We start from the raw sequence: 24147 nt of genomic DNA, 5'->3' as shown, positions 1-24147 counted from the left end.
AGCCCGGCGCTGCTGAGTGTGGCCCCTGGCGACCTGGAGAGCCGGGTAGCGGCCAGCCTCGCGCTGGCTCCGACGGCCGGCTTGGTGGTGGCCGTGGCGTTCGTGCTCGCAGCCGGACGTGAAGGCTCGGCGCTGGCCCACCAGGCTCGTGATTGAACCTGGCGGCTTGGCATCGACGATACGCCGAATACGTCCTCGCTCACCGCACTCCCGACCTACCGTCGACGTGGCCCGGTACCTGTCGGCGCTCACGGTTCGGCGGGATCGAGGCGGAAGCGTTCCGGGTGCGCGGCCTGCATGTAGCGGACGGCGGTGGTGACGCTTAGCCCGAAGACTCGGATGAGCTGCACGGGGTCCGCGCTGTGTGTGCCTCGTAGAGGATTCGGTCGCTCGGTTCGCCGGAGAGACGGCTCCGCATCAAGCATCGCAACCGAGGATGGGGAGTGGCGGGCCTCAGCGAACGCCTGCAGGGGCGGACAGCCGGTTGCCGGGAGGAGCTTTTCGGGTGCGGACAGTGGGCAGCCCTGTGTTCGGCAGTGAAAAAATCACATTTGAAGTGGTGAGGTTCTGTACTAGCCGCCGCATCGGCTGAGAGCTGAGCATAAGTGGCACTGAATAGTCACGAGTGGACTGCGGTCGACTCGGTTGGGGTTCCTGATTTTAGATCGAGCGAAAGGGTGGTGGGCGTGCGAGTAAAGAATGTTCGTTCGCTGTTGGTTCTACTCTTCGTCACCTTGGTTTCCTTGGCCGCAGCCGCTGGTCCTGCCGAGGCGAGCCGGGCTGGCAAGCTGTCGAGTTGTCAAGACTTGTTCTTTGACGTATCCGTATCCGGTCAAGCGCTGCCGTGGCGCATTGCGGGCAGGTATTGCCCTGGTAGTGGCGATGTCTTGCAGCTGCTGCTTTCCGGTGTCACCTATGACAGTCGGTACTGGGACGCACCGGGAGAGAACTCTTATGTGCGATACGCTGCCACGCGAGGGGTCTCGACGCTCGCGATCGACCGGCCCGGTACCGGAGTGTCCGGTAAGCCGTCCGCTGCGGAATTGACCGGCGCCCGGCAGGTGGAGATTCTGCACGAACTGATCAACCGTGCCCGCTCCGGCGAGCTCGGCAGGAAGTTCGCGAAAGTGCAGACGGTGGGTCATTCCTTCGGTGCCGCCATCGCGGCGAAAGAGGCAGGCCGGTTCGGTGATGTTGACGGTGTGATTCTTACCTCGTTTGTCCGTGGTTTCGGGCCTAAGTTGGACGATTTCGCTGCCTCGCTGGTGCCGGCGGACACGAACGCCGGGCTCACCGGCCGGTATCCAGACGGCTATCTGACGACCAGACCTGGCGCTCGCGCGGCTCTGTTCGAGGCCTCTGGGGACACGGCGCCCCTGCTGAGTGAGTTTGACGAGCGGACGAAGTCGACGACCACTCCGGCCGAGCAGCGGGATCTCGGGATGGCATGGGCGCCGGAGGTCACGCAAGCGATCAAGGTGCCGGTGTTCCTCGCGGTCGGGCAGGCGGATGCACTGTTCTGCGGACAGTACGTCGACTGCACGGACGCGGGGTCGGTCGCGCGAAGCGAGGGCAAGTTCTTCGCCGAGGGAGTGTTGCGCACGTTCGTCCTGCTCGGCGCGGGGCATTCGATGAACCTGCAGAACAACGCGCCGTCCTGGTTCAAAGCCGCGGTGGACTGGGTGTTCTCGTCATGACCGGCACGGTGCGGCAGGCGGTCCGCAGGATGGAGCTGGTTTCGGCTCCTGGAGTCGCGGTGGCGGCGGCGGAGTTCCTCTGCCGCCCTCGTTTCCGGCGAGCCGGTGGTTTCTTCTCCCGCCCCGAGGCGGAGGGGAAAGCCCAGCAAGACGTCCTCGTCCACGCCGGCAGGCTCGCCGCCGCGGTGTCGCTGATCGCCGGGCCGGAGCGGGGCCGGGTCCTCGCCAACGGCTATCTGGCCGGATCCGGCTGCGTGCTGCAGTATCGGTATCCCCATGGCCGGGACGGCGCGGACCAGATGCACGTGTTCGTGCAGGCCGCGGCGGCGCTCTGCGGAATGACCCGCGACTCGACCGTCCAGCGGTCGGCACTGTGGTTCGTGGCAGGGCAGACCGCACTCGCCTATTTCGTGTCGGGGCTCGCCAAGTCGGTGTCCCGGCAATGGCGGGACGGCAGTGCGCTGGTGGGAGTGGCCCGCACGGCGTCGTCCGGCCATCGGCGACTGCACGCCGTATTGTCCGCGCGACCGGCGGCCGTGAAAGTGCTCAGCCGCGCGGTGATCGTGCTCGAGCTGGCTTTTCCCCTGGTCCTGGTGATGCCGAGGCCGTTCGCTTCCGCGTTGTTGGGCGCAGCGAAGGTGTTCCACCTCGGAACCGCCTTGGCGATGGGACTGAACCGGTTCCCGTTCGCGTTCTTCGCGGCGCACGAGGCGGTCCGGTACTGCGCCAGACGACTTTGATCGGGTCTGGAGATACGGCAGATGCCCAAGGTGATCGCTCGCGTGCTGGCTGCCGGCCTGCTCGGCTGGTTTTTCGTGACCTGTTGTGCGCATCATCCCGGCAGGCGGATCCGCTGGGCCGAGGCGCTCGACCGCAGGCGGGTGCTGATCCCGGATTGGCGCTTCTACGCGCCGGAACCGATGGTTCACGATCACTACATCCTGTGCCGCGATCTGGTGGGCGACGCTGCGACCACCTGGCGCCGACTGACCAGCTATCCACAGCGACGGTTGTCCCACGCGCTGTGGAACCCGGACAGCAGGGCAGGCAAGGCGGTGGCCGACGCGGCGGGCCGGACGATACTGGCCGCCGCGGCCGGAGTGCCGATCGCGGAAATCAATTCTTATCGGCTGCTCGTGAACTACGTCTGCCGGAACGTTCCTCATGCCGAAGGAGCGGTTGCCACCCAGTTCGTGGTGCTGCGTTCGGCCGGGTACGACGCCGCGGAGAAGCCGCGTGTGCTCATCCGCTCACCCATGATCGAGCTGGCTCCGGCCGGCTGACAGACGTGGCGAAGTCGTCGGACTCGCCGCGGGGTGCCGCAGAGTCCTGCGGTATCCGGAGAACCGAAGGAAACAACGAATGGAGAATGTGGTGAAGAACCTGGCTCAGCTGGAACTGTCCAGTGACGACATCGAGTTCCAGCTCGAAGAACTGTCGGTATTGGACGTCGCGGACGGCCGTGCGCTGCCGGAGCTCGGTGCTTCGCAGAGCAGCATCGGGTGTTCGTCCTCGACGTGCTCCTCGACCTGCTGCTGCTGATCGAGGCCGGAACCGGAAGGAGGCCCGAGTGAACTTCACGAGTGCGCTCGCCGACGATATCGAAATTCAGCTCGAGGAACTCGCGGTACTCGAGGTGGCCGACGCCGTGGCCCTGCCCGAAATGGGCGCGTCCAAGTTCGTCGGCTGCTCATCCTCGACGTGCTCGTCATGTTGCTGCTGAAGTCTTGAAGGATTGAAGATCCGAGATTGGCCGCTTGGCCGGGGATTTCATTTCCCGGCCAAGCCCAACACCCAGTTAGAGCGATCATGAACAAGAACGAGCGGTTGTTCACCCGCGCCCGGGTGGTGCGTGTCTACAACCACGCCCGCGGCCAGCGTGCCATCCTGTCCCGGCACGTCCATCCACTGCTCGCGCGGTTCACCGATCGGCATTGGCTGCCGGTCGCCTATGCCCAGTGTGGATGGCTTTTCGGGCCCCATGTCGACATCGTGCTCCGCGCACACCACGGGCACCCGGACTTCGCCGAGGAACTGGCGGACGAGCTTCGCCGGATACCGCTGCCCGAGGCCGATTTCGACGAAGCGGGCTACCCGCGGTCGGCGGCACAACTCGGCCGCATCGAGCAGGTACCTCCGCCTTATCTGCCGATTCGCCCGCACGGTTCGGTCGAGGTGCTCGAGAGTCCCGGTGCCCACTGGCCTGCTCCGCTGGAGGAGGCGCGGGACGCGATCCTGACCAGGTTCACCGCCGCGGCCGCCGAGGAGCGCGCGATCGACGCGCTCGCTCTGCGGGAACGGATCGCCACCGTGATGGTGGCCCTCGCGGCCAGTACCCCGGTCGGCCTCGCCCTCGGTTCGATGTCCTACCGCTCCCATTCCGAAGCCTTCTTCGCCGCCTCCGCCGGGCACGGGACGCGTGTCCACTTCGGACGGCGCTATGAGACTGACCGGGAACTGTTCGCGTCGATCGTGGACCGTCAGCTCAGCTCGGGGGTCCCGGACATCCCGGAGTGGCTGTCGGGGATCGACTACGGCTGGGGCGCGCTCAATTCCCTGGTATCGGCAGGAGTCCTTAACGCGGACGTCCTCGCCTCCTTGTCCCGCGGTCAGGGAGGCGAACCGGTGACCGAGTTCCACCGCACATTCGCGGACAGCGGACTGCTGAACGAACCGGCCCCGTGGTTCACGGTCTATCGCTGCCTGCTCAATTTCCTCTATAGCGCCCTGCCGCTGCTCGATGTCAGCCCGCTTGAGCGCTACTACTGCTGCTTCGCCATCAGTGAAGCGATCGACGCGGCATTCGGGTCCACCTGGAAGCAGCGGCTCGACGACATCCGTCCGGACATGGACACCACATCCTCCGACCGCCTGGGGAGTATCTGATGGAATTCGGGATCTCGTTCCTGCCCGACGGGGAACCGGAGACGAAGTCGCCGGTCGACTACTACGCCGACGCGCTGGCGCTGAGCCGCCTCGCGGACGGCCTCGGCTACAGCCACGTCAAGATGACCGAGCACTACCTGATGGGTTACGGCGGCTATTGCCCGAGCCCGCTGAACTTCCTGTCCGCGGTGGCGGCGCAGACCAAGGACATCCGGCTGTTCACCGGATGCATCCTGCCGGTCTTCCACCACCCGCTCAAACTGGCCTCCTACACCGCGATGGTCGACGCCATCAGCGCCGGTCGTCTCGACGTCGGTTTCGCGCGGGCGTATCTGCCCTACGAATTCGAAGCTTTTGGCGTGCCGATGGACGAGAACAGGGCTCGCTTCGAGGCCACCATCGATGCGGTGATCAAGCTGTGGACGGAGGAAGACGTGTCACTTAAGACGCCGTACTTCGCTCTGCGCGACGCGACGAGCCTGCCTCGCCCGGTTCAGCAAGCCCATCCGCCCGTCTACCTTTCGGCTGTACGCACTCCGGAAAGCTTCACCCGGATCGGGGAACTTGGGCACGGGCTGATGATCACGCCCAGCGGGCTGGACTTCGACGTCGACCAGGTCACCGCGTACCGCGACGCGTTCAATGCCCATCACGGGTCTTCCGGACGCCGTCCGAAGGTCGTGGCCAGCCTGCCGCTCTACGTCGCCGAGACCGACGCGGAAGCCGCCTCGGTGGCGGACCGCTACCTCAACGAGTATTTGCGCGTCTGGATCAAGTCGACGGACTCGTGGAACAACGCCTCGTCGAAGGACTACCCGTCCTACACCGGGCTCAGCCGCTATCTGAAGACGCTGACCGGCCGGGACATGAGGACGACGGGAAGCGCCTTCGTCGGAAGCCCGGAACGGGTCACCGAGATGGTACGGAATTACGTCGGCGCGCTCGGTGGCGTCGACGTGATCCTGTGGCAGGTCGACTTCGGCGGCATGCCCTACGAGATCTCCGCACCGAGCCTGGAGCTGTTCGCCTCGGAGGTCATGCCGAAGGTGGTGGGCCTGTGAACGGGCACGGGGTCACCGGAATCGGTGAGGTCGTCCAGCTGAGGCTGAATCCGTTGCCTGGCCTCCGGTTGTCCACTCCAGAGATACGGGAGCGGCTCACCGAGCTGGCTCGCGAAGCGCGGATCATGGCGGGTATCGCCGAAGCCGCCTGTGCCGAACTGTACGACCTGATCGGCACGGCCGAGGGTGCCTGCCGGACCAGGCTGCTGAACCTCAGGCGCACGATCCACAACAGCCGCGTACCGGGAGCTGCGGACTGGGTCGAGCAACCTCCGCCGGTCACCGCGAAATGGCTTCGGGCGCAGAGGCGGTATCAACGGATCGCCCACGAGGTCACCGCGCTGGTGCCGGAGGCTGAAGGGATCGAGCTGGCCAAGATGCGCGCCATTCTCGATGACTCCGGCCTGCTGAATTCGCTCGCCCTTGTCACACCAGGCGTCTACACCGCCGCCGTACGGTATGCGAAGGGCCACAAGGAGCTCGACCAGCGGGATCGCAAGTCCGAGCGCGGGATCGTGCAGTACCTGACCAGGGCGATGGTGCGGACCAGCCCGCTGGCTCGCTTCACCGCCGTCGGCCTGTACACAGTGGACCCGGACGGCGTGGCCGTGGACCAGCCGGATCTGACTGCGAGCGGGGCGAAATCCTTCGTATCGGTGGATCGCGCGTTGTTCTCCTATGTCTGCGGCGGGCTGGTCGAACCGTCTGAATCGTTCGGATCGGACGTCGCGCTCAAGGGGCATCCGACCGCGACGGTCGAGGACAACCGGCTCACCTACTCGCGTCCCGACGGCGACAGTGTCCGGTTGCTGGCCACTCCGCTCACCGAGCCCCTGCACGTGTTGCTGACCCAGACCGGCCTCGGCGCCCGGCGCACCGACGAGCTGGTCGCCGATGTCGCCGATCAGCTGGAGGTGCCCGTCGAACACGCGGCGGCCGTTGTCGCGGCGGCGGTGCGGGCCGGAGTGCTGATCCCGGACTCACCTGTCGACGACCAGGCGGCCGACATCGTGGCCGACGCGATCGAGGTACTGCGTGACACGAATCCCCGTGCGGTCCGGTTGTGCCGGGATCTCGGCGGCCAGCTGGAGATGGTGGCCGTAGGGGACACCGGGGACCGGGTGGCGGCGCTGGGCGCGGTCAAGACGATCGAAAACGAACTGACGTCGCTGTCGGGCAGGCCTGCCCGGTTGCAGGTGAACGAGGACTTGCAGCTGCCGAGCCGCGGCGCCGACTTCGCCCGGGTCGGGCCCGCGCTCGGTGACCTCGCCGCGATGATCGGGATGCGGTCGATCTTCGACCGGCAGCACGATGTCCGCGCGATCCTCACCGCCGCCGCGGTCGACCAGTTCGGGGTGGGGTTCGACGTGGGGCTGACGACTGTCGCTCAGAACCTGGTCACCATGGTCTACCGCCGGGAGAACGCTCTCGACGGGTCGACAGCGGCGGAGCTGGGCCCTCGAGACGGCTCGCTCGCGCGGCTGATCGAGGTCCGCTCAGAACTGATCACCCGGCTCGCCAGGGACATCACCGAGAACGCCGGCGCGGAGGAACTCGTCCTGGATCCGGGCGGGTACTCGGGATTCGAGCTGCCCGAAAGGTTCGCCCGCACCCCCGCCTCCTACAGCGCGTTGCTGCAGGTGCTCGGCGAAGACCGGCTGATCCTGAACGACCTCTATCCCGGCCACGGCATGACCTACACCCGTTTCCTCGGCCACGACAAGGCCATCGGCGGCACGGCCGCCGATCTGCTCAAGGCCAGGTTGCGGAGACTCTACGGTCCGCATCTCGCCGAAGACCACGGTCTTCACGACGCGAACATCAACCACCGGATCCGGTTGCTGGACCGCACCGTCGGTCCGCAGGACTGGTCCCGCGTCCGACTGAAGCACGATCCCGACACGGACGATCTTTCCCTCGCCGACGAGCGTGGGGAGCCGCTCGTCGTGCTGCCACTCGGGATGAAATGGCCGGAGGTCCTTCCGGAGCCACTGCGGATCGCGAGCTGGATGTTCGACACCGGCAGGCTGGTGACCGACGCCGTGGACGTCGCACATCGCCGGGTCGCGCCCGATCTCGGCACGGTCGGCTATCCGCGGGTGTGTTTCGGCGACGTCGTGATGCACCGCCGCCGCTGGTATCACGGTGACGACTTGCCGCCGCGGGCCGGGGGAGCGGCGGAGCGACTGCTGGACTGGACGGAGTGGCGGGCGCGGAACGGGGTGCCCGAGCAGATCGTGGCGAAGACACCGATCTCCGGCGAAGACCTCAGCGAGCTAGACGAGCACACCGGCCAGCTGTCCTATCTACGCCGCCGTCGCAGGGCCAAACCACAGTATGTCGACCTCACCAGCCTCACCATGCTCCGTGTACTTCCGAAAATGCTGGAAAGGCGCGACGACACGTACTTCGAGGAGGCGTTGCCCGGGATTCGCGACGGCAGGCACGCGTTCGAATGGGTCGTGGAGTTCGACCGGCCGGCACACGGCACGTTCGCCGCGGAGGTGTCATGACCACCATGCTGCGAATGCGGCCGGGCGCGCACTTCGCCCCGGTCGCCGACGGCGTCTACTTCCAGACGCCGCACACCAACTTCGTCCTTCGAGGGCCGCAGGCGCTCTACCGGCTCGTCGATCGCTGCGTGTCCGCTCTCGAGGACGGCGTCACCTTCGAGGAACTGGTCCAAGCGACCGGCGGCGACCGGATGCGGACGAGCGTGGGCGTCCTCGTCGAGGCACTGGAGGGCAAGGGGCTGCTGCTGCGCTCCTCCGCGGCCGAACCGATGGAACCCGCATTGCGGGCCCGGTTCGCGGACGTCCTGGCTCATCTCGAAACCTACGCCGACGATCCGCAGGCCGAGTTCCGGCGACTGCGGTCGAGCACGGTGGTCGTCGTGGGGCCGGTGGACGCGGCGGCCTCGGTGGTGACCGGCCTGATGGACATCGGTGTCGGTCGGATACTGGTGGACCGGCCGCTGGACGACGAATGGCCCGGCCCGGCCGGTGACGAATGGACGGCGGTGTCCTCGGTGACGGCCGCCGATCCCCGGCCGGACGGCGCCGTGCTCATCGGTGTCGTCGAGGATCCCGCCGAGACCGCGCCGGACTGGCTGTCCGCGGCGACCCGGTCGGGCCATCCGTCCGTCGCGATCCTGCTCTCCGCCGACCTCGGCTTCGTGTCCCCGATGCTGGACTCCGATGCAGCGGTGGACGCCACGTGGCGTGCCTGGCAGCGGGCACTCGGCTGGTGGTACGGCGGGGGCGGAGACTCCGTGAGCCGCCCGCTGAGCGCGGTCCTCGCCGGATCGCTCGCCGTGCAACGCCTGCTGAACCCGGAAGAGCGGGTCGGGTCGGTGCTGAGTACCCGGCGGTTGGAGGTGGACACCTTCGAGATCCTGCTCGGGCCTTCACCGGAGCCGGCAGCGGCGGTGTACGCGCACGATCTGCTCGACAGTATGGCGGCACCGGCGGACGAAGCCGTCGACGCCGCGGGCGTGCTTGCCACCATCCTGGACCTCACCACCCCCTGGACCGGGCTGTTCGAGTGGCAGATCGTGGACGAGCTGCCTCAGCTGCCGGTTGCGTCGGTCGTGCTGGCGGGCCGTGCGCTTGGCGTTCCCGCGTTGTCGGCCGGGTTCGGCCCCGATCAAGCGCACGCGGGCACCCAGGGAATCCTGGACATGCTGAGGCTGAGGCTCGCCGCGCTGCACGAGCCGCCGGTCGGCCACGCGGTCGCCGCCGCGGGTGTCGACGACACCAGATGGCTCGCGGACGGTCTGCTGCGTTCGATCGCCTTACGCGACGACTTCGCCGAAACCGGCCTGCTCTGGGACGACGTCACCGATCTGCAGGCACGGAGGCTGTGGCGGGCGCTGAGCGACTACGAAGAAGTCGACTTCGAGGTGCGCGTACGTTCCTGGCCCGGAGTGCCGTGGCAACAGGTGCGGGTGGTCGACCGTGCAGACGGGACGACCCTCGCCTGCCAATGGGGCGACGAGGCCGGCAACGGCTTGCACATGGCGCTGGCCGAGGCGATCAGCAGGAAGACCTGCCGGGCGTTCGGTGTGCCGCAGACGCCGATTTCCAGCGGGACCGTCATCTTCAACTACCTCACGCAGAGCGCCGTCCGGTCTCTGCTTACCGGGCTCCATGAGCGCTCGGTGGTCACGGCCAAGGTGGTCCGCTGTCCCGAAACACCCTTGAGTGGTGGCTGGGTGTGGCTCGCATGAGCGCGATCGGAGCCACCCGGATCCTGGCCGGACCGGGTGCGCCGGCGGGCTGGGACGGGATCGCGGGGATGGCCGATCTGGTCAGCGTCAACGGCGGCTTCGACCCCGGCTGGGAACGGGACATGCTGCTGCAGGCCGCCGAGCGGCGATCGTTCTGGCTCAGCGTCCGGGTCACCGCTTCCGAGGTCCTGATCGGCCCGCTCTGGGTGCCCGGCGGTCCGTGTTCCGGTTGCGCCCAGGCGAGGGCGTTGGGCACGGCCGGCGACCCGGTGTTCTTCGAGCCCCCCTCGGTACTGGCGAAGCTGGCCGACGAGACCAGCGCGGCGGGCTGCTCACCGTTGCTTCGCGGTGTCGTCGAGACATACGCGCGAGTACTGCGGGCGAATCCGCTCGAGCCGGGCGAACTGGCCGCCGTGTCCCTGACTCGCGGCAGCCGGACACACCGGATCAGGAAGAGCATGGACTGTGTCCTGTGTGGATCGGCCGTGTGGGACCGGGAACGCGAAAGGGCGCAGGAAAGGCCGGAACCGCTGCAGTTGAAGGCCGTCCCGTCCGGCTTGCCGGTGCCGACACGGGGGGATTCAGGACTGGTACTCGACCGCGTGTCAATGCGCGAAGCCTTCGCCGACCATCGTTTCGGGCCGATCACCCAGCTTTTCCGTGACGACCGTGCGCCGTTCGCGATGACCGGCGTCACCCTCGGCGGCGCGCGGTTTCCCGGGTTCGGCAGAGGAACCGTGTTCGCGGACACCGAACCGGTGGCGATCCTGGAGGCCTACGAACGGTTCGGCGGCTATCCTCATCAGGCGAACCTGGTGCGGGACAAAGCGTTCTGGGAGATTTCGGCGGACGCGCTCGATCCACTGCGGATGGGGCACTACACCGACCGGCAACTCGCGGCGCCGTTGGCACGGGTCCGCCGTTATCGCGACGACGAGCCGATGGACTGGGCGTGGGGACATCGGCTGCACGACGGCTCTCCTGTGCTGGTCCCCGCAGACATCGCGTTCTACCAATACGGCTACCCCGCACCCGGCGACCGGCCGGACCTGGTGCTGCAGCGGGCGAGGCGGGCCGACAGCGGTGGCCGGGCACGCAGCCACAACAACTACTTCCTCGAGTCATCAAGCGGGTGCGCGCTCGGAGCGAGCCGGGAAGAAGCCGTGCTGCACTCGCTGTTCGAACTCGCGGAACGAGACGCCTTCCTGCTGGCCTGGCACGCCGCCGCCTCGCTGCCAGAGCTCGATCTCGCCGAGATCCGAGCCGACCCGGAGGCCCGCCATCTGCTCGACCTGATCGACTCGGCCGGGTACGACACGCACGTCCTGGTCACCACGGCGGATCTGGCGGTGCCGTCGGTCTGGGTTCTGGTGGTCAACCGGTCGGGTGGGCGGCCCGCCAGCTTCACCGCCGCTGGGGCGGGTCCCGAACCGATCAAAGCCGTCCGCGCCGGACTCTGGGAGGTGTGCCAGCTCGTCGGTCAGGGCATGAACTGGGACCCGGCCGAAGTCGAGCCCATGCTGTCCGACCCGTGGCGAGTGGACATGCTGGTGGACCACCACCGGCTGTACGGCTTCCCGGAAACGCTGCCGAGAGTCAGCCGGGCCCTCGGCGGTCCGGTGCTGTCCTTGGCCGATGCCTTCCCGGACTGGCCGGACCGTTTCGTCCGGCACGCACGAGGGGATATCCGGCAAGCCGTCGAGTTCGTCGCGGGACTGTTCGCCTCGGCGGGCCTCACCGAACTGATCGTGGTGGACCAGACCACTACCGAGCACGCCGAAGCGGGACTCGCGTCGGTCAAGACGGTCGTGCCGGGCATCGTCTCGATGTCCTTCGGGCACGCGCAGCAACGACTGGCCGGTCTTGCCAGGCTTACCGACCGGCTTGCCGCGAGCGGGATGACGGTCACCGAAGACGACTTGCCCCTCGACCCGCACCCGTTCCCCTGAGAGGGGCAGATGAATGGACACGACAGCGAAGTTCGCTTTCCTGCAGGGACTGGGGAAGGAGCTCTACACCCCGGCGGTTTCGGTGTCGCCGTCCGACGCGACGACGAGCCTGCTGGCACCACCGAACGCTCGTGGCGGTGTCGGTATCCCGTTGCCGCTGGGCACCCGGCGCACACTCGCGTCCGTGCCGTTCGGCGCGGCCGCGGAGGCCACGCTCAGCCCGATCCGAAGACTGGGCGGGATGCTGCACACCGCGTTCGGCGTTCTCCGCAGGGAACCGCACAACATCTACAACGACCATCGGGCGGTGCCCTCGGTCCGCAGCAAGTTCCCGATCCACGCGTTCCTGCTGCAGGCGGGCCGCGCCTGGTATGTGGATCCGCTCCGTCACGCGCTGGTCGCGCTGGATGGAGCCGGGCCCGCGTCACGGGCACCGGTGCGGCTGGTGCTGGCGGGAAGGTTCACCGATCTGCCCAACTCGTATCAGCGCTTGCGCAGTGCGTTGTTGCTGCTGGAGCTGGGGATCAACCTGCGGATGGCTTTCTGCGCCGCCGAAGTGTTCGGGTTCCGGCCTGCACTCGCCGGTATCGGTGACGAGCAGCTCGCGCGATTGCTGGGCGTTCCGCCCGAAGCGGGCTGGACGCCGCCGATGATCATCGATCTGGGGCCGGAAGAGTTCACCCTGCGGGACGTCGCGCTTCCCGGGTCTCGGCTCGGCGTTCTCGAACCGGACGGTATCGAGCGGGACGCGATTCTGACCGAAGTGATCCGGTCGCAGGACGCGTTGCGGGCAGTCGGGGAAGAATTGCGCGGTGAGCCGGGGTCGGCATTACCCGCCGAGACCGGGGTAGGCAAAACCTGGGCCGAGGTCTTGTGGACACGCAGTTCCGGGCGCAGCCCGGACGGTGTCGACGGCTTCTCCGGCAGGCGTCTTCGACGTCCGGAGGCGGTACTGGAGGAACTCCGGTCCTGGGCCTCGATCGCCCCGCCGTCCGCTCTGCTGCGGAAGATCGGCGCGCACTTGAGCGTCAGTGTGTGCGTCCAGGACATCGACGGGATGCCGACGGGGGTCTACCAGCTGGCCGACGAGCCTGCCCTCGCCCGTGCGGATGAGACCGTCATGACGCGGATCTCGGAGCAGTTCGGTTACCCGCGGTCGCCCGACATGGACTCCGGGATGTCCGCCGCCACGATGGCTTGGGTGGTGCACGCTGACCTGTCGGCGTTGCACGGTGATTTCGGGCCCGAGGCCTGGGCGCTCGCCCAGTTGTGCACGGGGTGGATGACGCAAGGCCTGTGCCTCGCCGCCGCCGCGCACGGGATGTACGCCAGGCCGGCCAGGTCCTATGACGAGGTGACCATGCAGACGATTCTCGACCTGCCGCCGGCGGAGATCCCGCTGCTGATGGTGGTCGTCGGCACCTCGAGGTACCGCGAGCCCGCACTGGGGCTGTGGACATGACCCCGTGGACGTCATGGCACCTGCATGTCGGAACCTTCTCCCCGCCACTGATGGACCGGCTGATCACCGAGGTGGTGGCACCCGCGGTACCCAGCACGTCGTGGTTCTACGTTCGCTACTGGAATCGCGGACCTCACGTCCGGCTGCGGCTGAGGGATGCAGTCGCCGGCATGGATCTCCACGCGAAGCTGGAGCAGTTCCTGCCCTCGACGCCTTTCGAGCTCGACGCCGACGGCTATCGAAACCTGGTGGCCAAGGTCGCCGAGATCGACCGGACCGATACCGCCCTGCCCGGAGCGTTCCGGGAGCCCGGTCTCTATCGGGAGACCTACCGGCCCGAGACCGACCGCTACGGCGGCACGACCGAAATGGCCCTGTCCGAGGAACTCTTCTGGCATTCCAGCCGGACGGCGCTGCCTGTCGTGGCCGCCATCGGCCGGGGCGAGGTGAGCAGGCGGTCGGCCGCCGTCCAAGCGTTCGCGGCCGGTCTGAGCGTGTTGAGGGACCCGGCCAGAATGTTCCGCTATCTTGAGCACAGCAGGCGGAATTGGCCCGCTTCGGTCGGCGGCGATCTCGACGCGGCCGGTGCTCACGTCACGGCGCTGGCCGGTTCGCCGTTCGTCGAGCGCCTGCTGGCCGGTAGGTCCGCGGCTGTCTGGCAGCCGTGGACGAGGCCGCTTCGTACGGCGCTCTCGCGCTGGACCGCGGACCACCGCGGTGGTGTGCTCGCGACGCCGCCGGAGGTGCTGCTCGCCTCGCATCTGCACATGATGAGTAATCGGCTCGGTATCTCGCTGAACGAGGAACTGAGGCTGATCTCCCTGCTGCACGCGGTACTCGCGGAGTCGTTGTGAACCCGCATTGGCGAATCGCGCTCCGGCCGGGGATCCGCCTGTATTTCGGTTCCGGCGATGCCGATCTGGTTCTGCTTCATCCCTGGGGAGCGACCAGGGTGCGCACACTGCCGCCGGCCGTCGAAACGGGCTTCCGCACGCTGGAGAGCGCCGGATCCTTCGGAGTCGCCGAAGACGACCTGCCGGAGAGGGTCGCTCGCGTGCTGCGGGACAACTTCGCCTTCGCGTGCAGCCTGATCTCGGCGACCGACACCGGACCGGCGGTCGAAATCGAACCGATCACCGGTTCGGCCTCCTGGCCCGTCGTGGCCGGGAACCCGATCGCGCGGTTGTCCCGGTTCACCGCCATCCGGGCGGAGAACGGCAAGCTGCTCATGGAGTCACCGCTGGCCACGCACCGGGCGATCGTCCGCGACGGTGAGCTGCTCTCCGCTCTGACCGCACTCACCGGCGCGGCGCGGTGCGCCACCCTGCCGTCCGGTCCCGCCTTGGCCGCGCTGGCCTCCTGCGGCCTGATCGCGACCGCGGACGACGACGGCGGCTTCACAGAGGACGCCTCGTTGTGGAGTTTCCACGATTTGCAGTCCTGGTGGCGATCGAGGCCGGGGCTGCACGACTACCCGGTCGGTGCGTCATCCGACCGGGTGATGCACCGATCGGGTAGCCGCCCGGACGGCTTCCGGCCGGGTGAGGCGATAACGCTGCCGCCGGTGGACCTCACGCGGCTGCGGTCTGCTGACGTGACCTTGACCGAGGCGATCGAGCAACGCCGGTCGACCAGGGAATTCGGCCGCCCGATCACGGCCGGGGAGCTGGGGGAGCTCCTGTACCGTGCGGTCGGAGCGAGGGACCGGGGCCGCGCCTATCCCGCCGCGGGCGGAATCGACGAATTGACCGTCTACCTGGCGGTCGGGCGATGCACAGGCCTGCCATCGGGGGTGTACCGCTATCTCCCGGCCGAGCACGCTCTCGCACCGAAAGAGGATCGATTCGATCCAGCGGTGTTGCTTGCGGCCGCGAAGGGGGTGGCAGGCGCGCCACAGCGCCCTGACGTCCTCGTCGTGCTGACTTCGAGAACAAGTGAGCTGGCGGGAAAATACCAAGGGCTCGGCTATTCACTGACGCTGCGTAACACCGGAGTCGTCTACCAGAACCTGTACCTCGTGGCGGCCGCGATGGGGCTGGCCGCGTGCGCGCTCGGTTTCGGTGACAACGCACTGATCCAGCGAGCGTTGTCCTTGCGTTTTCCCGAGGAAATACCGGTCGGGGAGTTTATGCTGGGCACTCGCCAGGAAATGCAGACGGATTAGACCAGAAACAGGAGTGGTGCGGTGTCCAACGGGGAATACATGCGTAAAGGGAAATATGGAGTCGATGCACCTTATGTGCCGATCGGATACGTGCTAGGCGGGTTGCTCGCCCTCGGCCTCGGCGTCGCGAACGCCCTCACAGACGGGTTCGCCACCTCGATCGTGCCCTTGGTCGTCGGCGTACTGATGTTGCTGTGCGCGGGTATCTATCTCCACACCACCTTCCGCGGGAAGTTCCGGATCTGGGCCGACGTGATCGATCGGCTCGGCCTCGCAGCGGACGCGCGGGTACTCGACCTCGGCTGCGGCCGGGGCGCGGTCCTGCTGATGGCGGCCGAGCGGCTCGGCGAGCACGGCCGCGCGGTGGGCATCGACCTATGGCGAAGCGTGGACCAATCCGGCAACAGCACCGAAGCCACCCTGAAAAACGCGGAAGCCGAAGGTGTCGCGGATCGGATCGAACTGCGCACCGGCGACATGACGGAATTACCCTTCGCCGACGAATCCTTCGACGTGGTCGTCAGCAGCCTCGCCATTCACAACATCAAGGACCCCGGCGGCAGGGAAACGGCTGTGCGGGAAGCTGTGCGAGTACTCAAACCCGGCGGCAGGCTCGCGTTCGCGGATCTGCGCGTCGCCCGTGAATACGCGAAAACGCTGACGGACCTGTCCATGCAGCACGTTTCCCTGCGCAGGCAGGGCTGGCGCGGCTGGTGGAGCGGCCCGTGGGTCACCACGCGACTGGTCACCGCGACAAAGCCCGCCCGCAGGTGAAGCCCGCTAAACACGCCAACTGACTTCGAAGGCACGGCGTTGACGACACATCGCGGCCGGAAGCTGATCTCCGAGGAGCATCGACGAGTACTGTTGGCCGCGATCCGGGCAGCGAAGACGGTATGGCCGAGGCGGGACTCACTGGGGGCGTCGCGCCTCATTGGCAGGCTCGCGGCAACGGTGCACCGAGCCTGACAAGCTCTCCTTCTGAAAGGCCTGCGCCAACATTACAGAGGGAGGTCGAGGGATGACGCTGACAACCCTGCGCCGGTCGGCAAGAACACCATCACGGTCGACAAGAACGACGGTTTCAGTGACCACTGGCCGGGCGCTGAGACCTACTGACAACCACGGTCGGACACGCCGTTCGCGTTACAGTCCCCCAAACTCCGGACAGTCCCACTGATTTTGATATCTGACTAAATGCTGCTCCGTGTTGAGTAGTCCCTTCCTAGGGCGTGAGCCCGCGGCTGATTGGCCGGGCAGGTGCTACGGCAAGGGAGGGCGCCTCGTCGTGGCTGGGGCGACCTCACCGGCTCCGCGTGAGTCAGGTATGTGTGGACAGGGCGGTGGCGAGCCGTTGGTGGCCGTCGCCGTTGCTGAACATGCTCTGCAGCGTCACCGCGCCATTCTTGGATGAATTCCCGGTGGAGGGTACTGCGTGCTGTTATTTCGTTGTCGAATCGGACCGTTGAATTGTGTATTCGATCACTGATAAAAGGTTGTTGTCGGTACAGGTCGTGAGAAATTCATGGTCGGCTAGTGAAAAGGCTCCTCAGCTGCGATCCCTGTGATCGCGTCTGAATCAGGCCTGTTCCGGGTAGGGGTGAGCAGGAAGGCCGGATTCGCTGTCGCCGTGGATCCGTATTCGTTGTCCGGTGAGGTGCAAGATGCACGAGTTCTGGGAGTTCCTGTCGTGACCGAGGATGCCTTCGCTGCTTGACCGATTCGAACGTGAGGTGGTGCCTGTCGTGCCGCGGCAGGCACCACCTCACGTTTCGTATGGTCCGGCCCCGCGGCGCCGGTTTCCCGGGCCGGTGCGCGGTGGATCTCATCTTCGGCCACGGGTGGGAGGCTGAAATGGTCCAGCAGCATTCCCGCCCTGGTGGTGAGGGAAGCCGCGTGTTTCGTCAAGGCAGCGGGTTGACCAGCCATTGCTGCTCGTCACCGTTGCCGTCCGCGAACTGCTGGATCGGCGAACCGTTGGCCGTGCCCGCGTTCGCCGCGGTGAGGACACCACCGGTCAGTGCGTTCACCACCTTCATCGCATCGTTCCCGCCGGGGAAGAACGCCCAGCGCTGGCTCGGGCCCGGCTGGCAGCGGGCCTGGACCACGGTCGCGCCGTCGGTGGCCTGACCGCCTTCGATATCCAGGCACAGACCGGAGTTGACGTTTTTGATGGTGTAATGGTTGTCCGCCAGGCCGACCAGGGTCCAGCGCTCCTTCGGCCAGCGCTGTCCCGATCCGGCACAGTCCCAGAGTTCGGTGCCCGCGCCGTCGGCGAGAGAATCCTGGTTCGCCCCGGCGACCTGGAGGCAACGCTGGGACTGCACGCCCTTGAGTTCGGCCACGCCGGGCCGCATGGCGAGGGCCTGGCTGTTGTGGTTGACGTCGACCAGTCGTCAGGCCTGCCCGGCGGCGTGGGTGTTGGTGTACTGGACGACCAGTGAGGCGTTCGCGGTGCCGCCGCCCGCGGCGCCGGCTGCCTTGCCGCTTTTGACGTTGCGCAGTTCGAACAGGCCGTCGTCGCCGACGGGGACGAACTCCCACAACTGTTCGGGGGAGCCTGGGGTGCAGTCGACCTGAACGAGCGCGTCGTTGTCGCCGATGCCACCTCCGGCGACCGCGAGACACTTCTGCGAGTTCACGTTCCGCAGCGCGTACCTGCCGTCGTTCTTGTCCTGGAGAACCCAGCGCTGCTTCGCGCCGCGCACACAGTCCCACAGTTCGGTGCCCGCGCCGTCGCGGTGGGCGTCCTGGTTCACCCCGGCGACCTGGAGGCAGCGCCCCGACTGCAGTCCCTTGAGTTCGACGACTAGTCCTTGCGCGGGTTTGGCGAAGTCGCGCTTGGCGGCTTCGTGCTGTTCTTTGTCCAGGAATGCGGTCAGCTTGGCCAGAGTGGGGTCCTTCAGTGCCAGTTTCGCGGCGGTGACGAGGTTCGGCTGGAACCCGTCCCGCTCGGCGGCGTCGAGGATCTCCCGTGCTTGCCGACTCTTCAACGCGAGGTCTTTGGTGTTGAGGGCTTCGAGGTCGCGCTGGTGTGCCGAGTGGACTCCGGTGAAGATGAAGTCCTTCAGTGCCAAGGGCGTGTTCGTGTCCAGCGCGGCCCTCGCCGCGATCTTGACCTCGGCGCCGGTCGTCCGGGTCCAGATCATGGTCACGAAGTCCCGGTCGGACAGGTTCTTCGTGTCATCGTCGGCCACGAGCCCCAGCGCAGCCGACACCGCCAGCGTTTTGGCCACCCGGGACTGTTCCAGTTCCTTCGCCTTTCGCTCGGCTTCCTGAGTATCGGTGATCTCCCGCTGCCTATCGAGTTCGCGGGCGTCGTAGATGCCCTTGGTGACGAACTTCTGGCGATCCTCCGGAGTGCTTTGCGGTCGGAGCACGTCAGCGGCGGCGTTCTTCACCGCCGATCCGGCCTTGGCGTTCTGCCAGCACGGAAGACGAATTCCTTCTCGCCGAGGTTGACGACCTCGTCAGTGGCTTCCATGCCGGGCATCTGGGCTACGGCGTTGCGCTTGGCCGCGCGCGCCTGCTGCTTGGCGACCGAGTCCTTGACCTCGTTGTCGGCGTCGGTCTTCTTCGCCTGGTACACGCCGGTCTTGATGAACCGGGTGGACGCGTACCCGTCGGAGCTGGTGAAGGCCATGAGTGCCGCGCTCTTGATTTCGCTGCCTTCCTTGGCTTTGCGCCACAGTGTCAGCACGAAGTTCCTGTCGTCGAGGACCAGCATGTCCTCGTGGGCGTTGATCCCCAGCGCCGCGGCCGCACGGGACTTCTCGTCGGTGGTGGACTCCTCGAGCGGCGCCTGCGCGTTCGCCGCCTTCGGTCCGGGAGTGGTCGGCGCCGCGACGGCGGCCGGGACCCCGAGCGACGACGTGAGCACCGCGAAGGTGAGCGCTCCCAGGATCGCCTTTCGTCCGGTATTGCCCGGTCTTGTTCCCCGGGATCGTTCGATGCGCATGCGGATGTCTCCCCTGAAATGTGGTCAATGAATTCCCGGTGGAGGGTACTGCTGATCGTGTTTTCGTATTCGAATCAGATCGTCGAATTGTTTATTCGCTCACCGATGAAGGTAATTGTTGGTGCAAGCCGTGAGAAATTCATGGCCGACCGGTGACAAAGGTCCTCAGCTGCGGTGATCTTCTTGCTTTCGGGTCCCGCGGTGTTATCTGATCCCTTTTATCGCGCCTGGACCGGGCCTGTTCCGGGCTCTGAGTCGTGCGCGAAGTCTTGCGGCCGTGTGCCGGTTGAGGGGAGTAGTGGGTAAACGGTCTTGTGTGGCCACCGCCCAAGCCAGGGGCGACGCGCAAGCGGCTCGCCGCTCCGCCAACGCGGCCGGAGCGGACGCCGCGATCGCAGGACGATCGGCCACCAAAGCCGAAGCCGACGCCGCCGTCGCCCGCACAGCGGCCAGCCAAGCCGACAAGGACGCCGCTGCCGCACGCGGCTGGGCGGACAAAGCCGAAGCCGCCGCCACGCTCGCCGAACAGCACGCGGCCCACGCAGACCAGGTCGCGACCGAGGCGGTGAACGCCGCCGTACGCGCCGAGGCGGCACAGCGTCGCGAGCAGGAAGGGGCTCAGGCGAAGCAGAGCCTCGACAAGCTACGCGAATCCCTTCTCGCGCTCCGTAACGCCGCGGACAACGCCGGGCAGGACAACCCGGCCATGGCCGCGGTCAAACAGGAAATCGACCGGCTGCTCGCGATGCTGGCCCAGCTCGGTGTCGCATCGGCGGATTACGTGCGTGAGCACCTCGGTGAGCTTCTCGCGCTGCTCGGGCACCTTTTCCAGACCGCTGGCGGCGCGGGGCTCGCGCTGGCGGGTGCGGTGACCACTGCGGAAGGACTGGCGGTATGCGGTGAGGAGATCGCCGCGGGCGCGGGGATCGGCGCCGGGGTCGGAGCCGCGGGAGCCGGGATCGGCGCACTCCCAGGCGGGGTGATCGGTGGACTCGGCGGCCTGGTCGCCTGCGTGTTCACCGGCGGACCAGCGGTCGCCGGCGGTATCGCCGAGATCGCCGCGGGCATGGCCGCCGCGTCGGACGGCATCACCAAAGCCGCCGACGACATCAAAAAACTCAACAAGCGCGGTAACATCGATGAGTCAGCGAAGACCTTCTCACCCAAGGAACGCGGCATCGCGGAAAAACTCGCCTCAGAAGGCAAAAACGTTAAAGCGCTCAAAGAGTCACCAGATCGGAAGGTTCGGACTCCTGACGCGCTCGTCGATGGAAAGCCTGTCGAGTTCAAGACCCTCGATGCCGGGAACGACAACACGGTCAAGAACCTGCTGGATAAGAGCGCCAAGGGGGGCGGCCAAGCGCGGGATATCATCTTGGACTCCTGCGGAGTCGAACTCACGCAAGACGCCGGACGGCTTGGAATTAAGCGGCGCTTGGGGAACAACTCCGGGCATTATGACTCGATCAGAATCATAGGTCGAGACTTCGATTTCACCTGGCGACCGTAGGTAGGGCAACTTGACGGCGTATCATGAAATATACCTGCGTCCTCTTGGAGAGCGGTTCGATGTGGTGGTGGACCTTGAGAGGATCTTGTGCGTTCGATTTGATCGAACGCCCTGGAATGGATTCGTCGCCGGTGCAAGTATTGACGGAGAAGTGGCTATTGAAGTAGATGATGACATGAGGCTGGAGAATGATGGAGACATTCCATTTGAAGATCATCCTTGGATGATTGTTGTGCGAAACTTCAGCAGAGACCACGTCGCGGAACGCCAGCTTGCGGACCGCATTTACCAAGGGTTGTGTGAGACTGGACGGTACTCCTTGTTTCTCACCCTGGACGGCGGCAGGATGATCGAATCAGCCATCAGGGACGATCCGCATCTACCTGATTAGTCAAATTTTCAAGCGTGAAGGCGGAGCGCGGCGGCACGACGGCTGACGGCGAGATGCCCTGGAAGAATGACCTGATGACTCTGGCGAAAGGCGGCTACATTTCGCTGGTGGAATTCGTCTATGTTTCCGGTCTTCACGGCGATGGTGGCCAGAAGGGAAGTGAGTTGGCCGAACAGAGGTCGGTCCAGTTCGTCACTGGCGGACTCTTGGGTCCTGGATTCGTTCAAGAGGCCTTCAGTCTGCGGTCTGCGACGGCCAAGGAGCCCGCTGAGCGGATCGGTGCATATATTGATCGACTACTGCAGGCAGGAGGACTGTCGCAGTTCGGCGAACCTTGCTGGTTCGACCTCCCGGTTAGATCTTCTTCGTGGGGCCATGCTTGCTCGCCGGACAACATGTCGGCTTAGTGGCCAGATATGGAAGTTCTCCAAGGTGGCGGTGTGGCTGCCATAGGCTCGAATGCGACCAATGTGGCCATGCGCGACGTGTTCAGCGCGCCAGAGTCGGCGTGTGCCCGGCAGAAGGCTTCAGTGCGGCGCGGGTCACGTGTCACCACCGGGTCCGAACCCGAGATCCTCGTGGCGAAGCCCCAGCGACCGGTGACGGTGGTGCCGACCCAATTGTCGTTCCGCCCGCCCGCTCGCCGTGGCTGCGGCCCAATCGGGTCCGTCGAGGCCGAACCGGTCGAAAACGGCGTCGACTCGATGTCTGGCCCGCGCAGTCGGCATGTGTTGTTGTCCTTCGTTCAGCCCTCGTCGTTTCGGCGGCGGCGAGTCTCGCGTAGCAGCTGTGCCGAAATGGTGCCGATGAAGACGATCGCCAGCACCAGCAGGCCGACCTTCAGCCACTGCGGATCCTTGACGGAAATAGAAATGGTGAGCAGTGCTATCCCGATAGCCAGATAGCTCGACAGTGTTGCGACTTTATTGTCCTGGCGGCGCTTGATCATGATCGGACTATGCTTGAAGGAGGCCTCCGGTGGCAAGTTGCCATGTTCTGGGCGCTTATCGCCGAGGCCGTCGTCCGGAATGGCCGCCGCGTCGGACGGCATCACTAAGAGTGTGTCTTACGTGGTGAGTGATGATCTTGACTGTGATTGATCGGTTGTCGTTGCGGCTGGTGCCGGACGAGCTGTGGGAGATGACGGAGCCGCAGATCCCGGTGTTCGAGCCGCGTCCGCAGGGCGGCGGCACTGCCCCGGTGGACGCCCGTGCGGTGTTCATTGCGATCGTGTACGTGCTGACCAGCGGATGCGCATGGCGGGATCCGCCACCGTCGTTCGGGGTGCCGTTCCAGACCGCGCACCGCCGCTTCGGCCAGTGGACCGAAGCCGGTCTGTGGCGGGACTTGCACCACGCACTCTTGGACGAACTCGGCAGCCAGGGCCTCATCGACTGGAGCCGCGCGATCGTGGACGGGGCCTGCGTGCGGGCCGGAAAGGGGATCTCTGACCGGTCCCAGCCCGGTCGACCGCGGCAACCCCGGCTCGAAGATCCATGCCCTGTCCGACCGTGCCCGGCTGCCGCTCGCCGTTGCGGGTCTCCGCCGCCAACACCCACGACAGCCACGCACTCAAGCCGCTGGTGATGGCGATCCCGGCCGTGACGCCGACGATCAAGCCGCGGCCCAGCGCGCCGCCGACTCCGCCTCCCGCGCCGCCACCGCGGCAGCCAACGCGGCCCGCGACGCCGCCTACCGCACCTATCTCGCCAAACTCGCCGCCGAAACCCGCCTCAACCGAGCCAATCCCGAAGAACACACCAACCATCGATCCGGGTGGCCGGTGTCGATCATCGCGCTTCCTTTCGTCTTTCCGGGGGCGGGTGTTCTCAGACGCGGTCGGCGGCGATCAGCAGGTAGTGGAAGCTGCCTTCGCGGTAGGCTGTGAGGAAGGGGTCTTCGATTCCGGTGGCCACACTGGACTTCGCGCGCAGCTCCCAGTAGGGAATGGTGGCCGCGGTCAGGTCGACCACGTTGATCGGTACGAGAGCGTTGGCGGCCAAGGCCTTGAAGTACTCACTGCGGGCGTGGATGTTGCAGATGTAGTGCTGGTCGATCTGGCTGACCGCCCGCGACCGGCCGCCGGTGAGGTCGTTGTAGCAACCGGTGATGGTCACGTAGCGGCCGCCCGGTGCCAGTTGCCGGGCGTGCTCGGCGAAGAGCTGGTGCAGGTCGACGTACATGGTGCTTTCGTTGTTCCAGGCGCCTGTGAACGCACCCGTCTCGAACCCCGTGTCCAGCATGTTGCGCAGGTGGTACCGCACCCGGTCGGAAACCCCGCGGCGGCGGGCCTGCTCGTTGGCGAACTCGATCTGTTCCTCCGAAATGGACACGCCGTCGACCTGGCAGCCGAACCGCTGGTTGGCCATGATGCTGCTGCCGCCCCGGCCGCAGCCGGCGTCCAGCAGCCGGTCTTCCGGCCCGATGTCGCCGAGGTGGTCGAGCAGGACGTTCGCCTGTGCGGTTTCCAGCCGGTGCATCTCGGCGATGATGGCGTCGTCCCTGGTCTCCGGCGGGCCGTCCAGAACCGCGGCGTCGTAGTCGCCGATCCCGTAGTGGTGGTGGTAGAGACCGTCGACGTCGCCGAGCCTGAGGTTGACCGGGTCCTTCTCGTTGTTCCAGTAGCTCGCGACCGACCGCTGGTACGGGGTGCGCAATACCGGACGGCCGGCGACGTCAGATTCCGGATGTGCAGTGACCATTCGTGATCTCCTATGTCGTTTCGTCGTTGTTTCGGCAACCATCGGGTAGGAAATGGGCGCGACTCATCATGCCCCACCAGCAAAGGCTTCCTGTCTGTCTGTCGCCAATTCCTGACGCTAGCACTTGCATTCTCATCCG

The 24147-nt window shown here is 66.4% G+C and carries 22 protein-coding genes and 1 pseudogene; 18 read left to right on the top strand and 5 right to left on the bottom strand.

Translation table 11 applies throughout. From position 1 onward, the window contains the following. Positions 1-686 precede the first annotated feature (686 nt). From ACLJO0_RS43515 to ACLJO0_RS43450, 14 genes are all read left to right on the top strand, one after another. Complete coding sequence (locus ACLJO0_RS43515) at positions 687-1697, top strand: alpha/beta hydrolase (protein WP_410585748.1); 1011 nt, start codon at positions 687-689, stop codon at positions 1695-1697. Continuing rightward, positions 1694-2437: an HTTM domain-containing protein gene (locus tag ACLJO0_RS43510; RefSeq protein WP_410585747.1), complete on the top strand. Its 744-nt coding sequence runs from the start codon at positions 1694-1696 to the stop codon at positions 2435-2437. Before ACLJO0_RS43515 ends, ACLJO0_RS43510 begins: the two co-directional genes overlap by 4 nt. A gap of 21 nt (positions 2438-2458) precedes the next feature. Continuing rightward, complete coding sequence (locus ACLJO0_RS43505; RefSeq protein WP_410585746.1) at positions 2459-2980, top strand: hypothetical protein; 522 nt, start codon at positions 2459-2461, stop codon at positions 2978-2980. A 79-nt stretch (positions 2981-3059) separates the two neighbouring features. Further along, complete coding sequence (locus tag ACLJO0_RS43500) at positions 3060-3239, top strand: thiazolylpeptide-type bacteriocin (RefSeq protein WP_410585745.1); 180 nt, start codon at positions 3060-3062, stop codon at positions 3237-3239. 28 nt (positions 3240-3267) lie between these two features. Further along, positions 3268-3420, top strand: coding sequence for a thiazolylpeptide-type bacteriocin (locus ACLJO0_RS43495; RefSeq protein WP_410585744.1), 153 nt, complete (start codon positions 3268-3270; stop codon positions 3418-3420). 86 nt (positions 3421-3506) lie between these two features. After that, positions 3507-4583 carry a hypothetical protein gene (locus ACLJO0_RS43490; RefSeq protein ID WP_410585743.1) on the top strand — a complete coding sequence of 359 codons (1077 nt, stop codon included), beginning with the start codon at positions 3507-3509 and terminating at the stop codon, positions 4581-4583. Beyond that, the gene (locus tag ACLJO0_RS43485; protein WP_410585742.1) at positions 4583-5644 is read left to right on the top strand and encodes an LLM class flavin-dependent oxidoreductase; all 1062 of its coding nucleotides are present in this window, start codon (positions 4583-4585) and stop codon (positions 5642-5644) included. Before ACLJO0_RS43490 ends, ACLJO0_RS43485 begins: the two co-directional genes overlap by 1 nt. Next, complete coding sequence (locus ACLJO0_RS43480; protein ID WP_410585741.1) at positions 5641-8157, top strand: lantibiotic dehydratase; 2517 nt, start codon at positions 5641-5643, stop codon at positions 8155-8157. Before ACLJO0_RS43485 ends, ACLJO0_RS43480 begins: the two co-directional genes overlap by 4 nt. After that, positions 8154-9872: a hypothetical protein gene (locus tag ACLJO0_RS43475; RefSeq protein ID WP_410585740.1), complete on the top strand. Its 1719-nt coding sequence runs from the start codon at positions 8154-8156 to the stop codon at positions 9870-9872. Before ACLJO0_RS43480 ends, ACLJO0_RS43475 begins: the two co-directional genes overlap by 4 nt. Further along, positions 9869-11821: a TOMM precursor leader peptide-binding protein gene (locus tag ACLJO0_RS43470; RefSeq protein ID WP_410585739.1), complete on the top strand. Its 1953-nt coding sequence runs from the start codon at positions 9869-9871 to the stop codon at positions 11819-11821. Before ACLJO0_RS43475 ends, ACLJO0_RS43470 begins: the two co-directional genes overlap by 4 nt. 13 nt (positions 11822-11834) lie before the next feature. Beyond that, complete coding sequence (locus tag ACLJO0_RS43465; RefSeq protein ID WP_410585738.1) at positions 11835-13283, top strand: hypothetical protein; 1449 nt, start codon at positions 11835-11837, stop codon at positions 13281-13283. Continuing rightward, positions 13280-14137, top strand: coding sequence for a thiopeptide-type bacteriocin biosynthesis protein (locus ACLJO0_RS43460; protein WP_410585737.1), 858 nt, complete (start codon positions 13280-13282; stop codon positions 14135-14137). Before ACLJO0_RS43465 ends, ACLJO0_RS43460 begins: the two co-directional genes overlap by 4 nt. A gap of 98 nt (positions 14138-14235) precedes the next feature. Further along, entirely contained in the window at positions 14236-15447 is a 1212-nt protein-coding gene (locus ACLJO0_RS43455; RefSeq protein ID WP_410585736.1) for a SagB family peptide dehydrogenase, read from the top strand. 75 nt (positions 15448-15522) lie between these two features. Continuing rightward, a complete protein-coding gene (locus tag ACLJO0_RS43450) occupies positions 15523-16221 on the top strand; it encodes a class I SAM-dependent methyltransferase (protein ID WP_410585735.1) in 699 nt (232 codons plus the stop codon). A gap of 1130 nt (positions 16222-17351) precedes the next feature. Here ACLJO0_RS43450 and ACLJO0_RS43445 read toward each other — a convergent pair. Genes ACLJO0_RS43445 through ACLJO0_RS43435 form a run of 3 tightly spaced genes read right to left on the bottom strand, consistent with a single transcriptional unit; the run spans position 17352 to position 19405 of the window. After that, positions 17352-17804 carry an RICIN domain-containing protein gene (locus ACLJO0_RS43445; protein ID WP_410585734.1) on the bottom strand — a complete coding sequence of 151 codons (453 nt, stop codon included), beginning with the start codon at positions 17802-17804 and terminating at the stop codon, positions 17352-17354. 39 nt (positions 17805-17843) lie between these two features. Next, a complete protein-coding gene (locus tag ACLJO0_RS43440) occupies positions 17844-18848 on the bottom strand; it encodes an RICIN domain-containing protein (RefSeq protein WP_410585733.1) in 1005 nt (334 codons plus the stop codon). Further along, a complete protein-coding gene (locus ACLJO0_RS43435; RefSeq protein WP_410585732.1) occupies positions 18845-19405 on the bottom strand; it encodes a hypothetical protein in 561 nt (186 codons plus the stop codon). The genes ACLJO0_RS43440 and ACLJO0_RS43435 overlap by 4 nt, the downstream gene beginning before the upstream one ends. Positions 19406-19721: 316 nt before the next feature. Between ACLJO0_RS43435 and ACLJO0_RS43430 the strand changes: the two genes are divergently transcribed. From ACLJO0_RS43430 to ACLJO0_RS43420, 3 genes are read left to right on the top strand one after another with little or no spacing between them, the layout of a single operon-like run. Further along, on the top strand, positions 19722-20915 hold the full coding sequence (locus ACLJO0_RS43430) for a hypothetical protein (RefSeq protein WP_410585731.1): 1194 nt from the start codon (positions 19722-19724) through the stop codon (positions 20913-20915). Between the two features lie 10 nt (positions 20916-20925). Further along, positions 20926-21306 (top strand): hypothetical protein, encoded by a 381-nt coding sequence (locus ACLJO0_RS43425; protein ID WP_410585730.1) that lies wholly within the window; start codon positions 20926-20928, stop codon positions 21304-21306. A gap of 14 nt (positions 21307-21320) precedes the next feature. After that, positions 21321-21713: a hypothetical protein gene (locus ACLJO0_RS43420; RefSeq protein ID WP_410585729.1), complete on the top strand. Its 393-nt coding sequence runs from the start codon at positions 21321-21323 to the stop codon at positions 21711-21713. A gap of 338 nt (positions 21714-22051) precedes the next feature. On the opposite strand, the gene ACLJO0_RS43415 is transcribed toward ACLJO0_RS43420, so the two are convergent. Beyond that, positions 22052-22357, bottom strand: coding sequence for a hypothetical protein (locus ACLJO0_RS43415; RefSeq protein ID WP_410585728.1), 306 nt, complete (start codon positions 22355-22357; stop codon positions 22052-22054). A 41-nt stretch (positions 22358-22398) separates the two neighbouring features. Between ACLJO0_RS43415 and ACLJO0_RS43410 the strand changes: the two are divergent. Beyond that, positions 22399-22943 (top strand): annotated as a pseudogene (locus ACLJO0_RS43410) (IS5 family transposase); the annotation flags it as partial. A gap of 192 nt (positions 22944-23135) precedes the next feature. Here ACLJO0_RS43410 and ACLJO0_RS43405 read toward each other — a convergent pair. After that, entirely contained in the window at positions 23136-24008 is an 873-nt protein-coding gene (locus ACLJO0_RS43405) for a geranyl diphosphate 2-C-methyltransferase (RefSeq protein WP_410585727.1), read from the bottom strand. Positions 24009-24147: the final 139 nt, after the last annotated feature.

This window comes from Amycolatopsis sp. lyj-108 (assembly GCF_046549005.1).
Classification (GTDB): domain Bacteria; phylum Actinomycetota; class Actinomycetes; order Mycobacteriales; family Pseudonocardiaceae; genus Amycolatopsis.
Note: the sequence above shows the minus strand (reverse complement) of the source record. Positions and strands in the feature narration are given on the sequence as shown.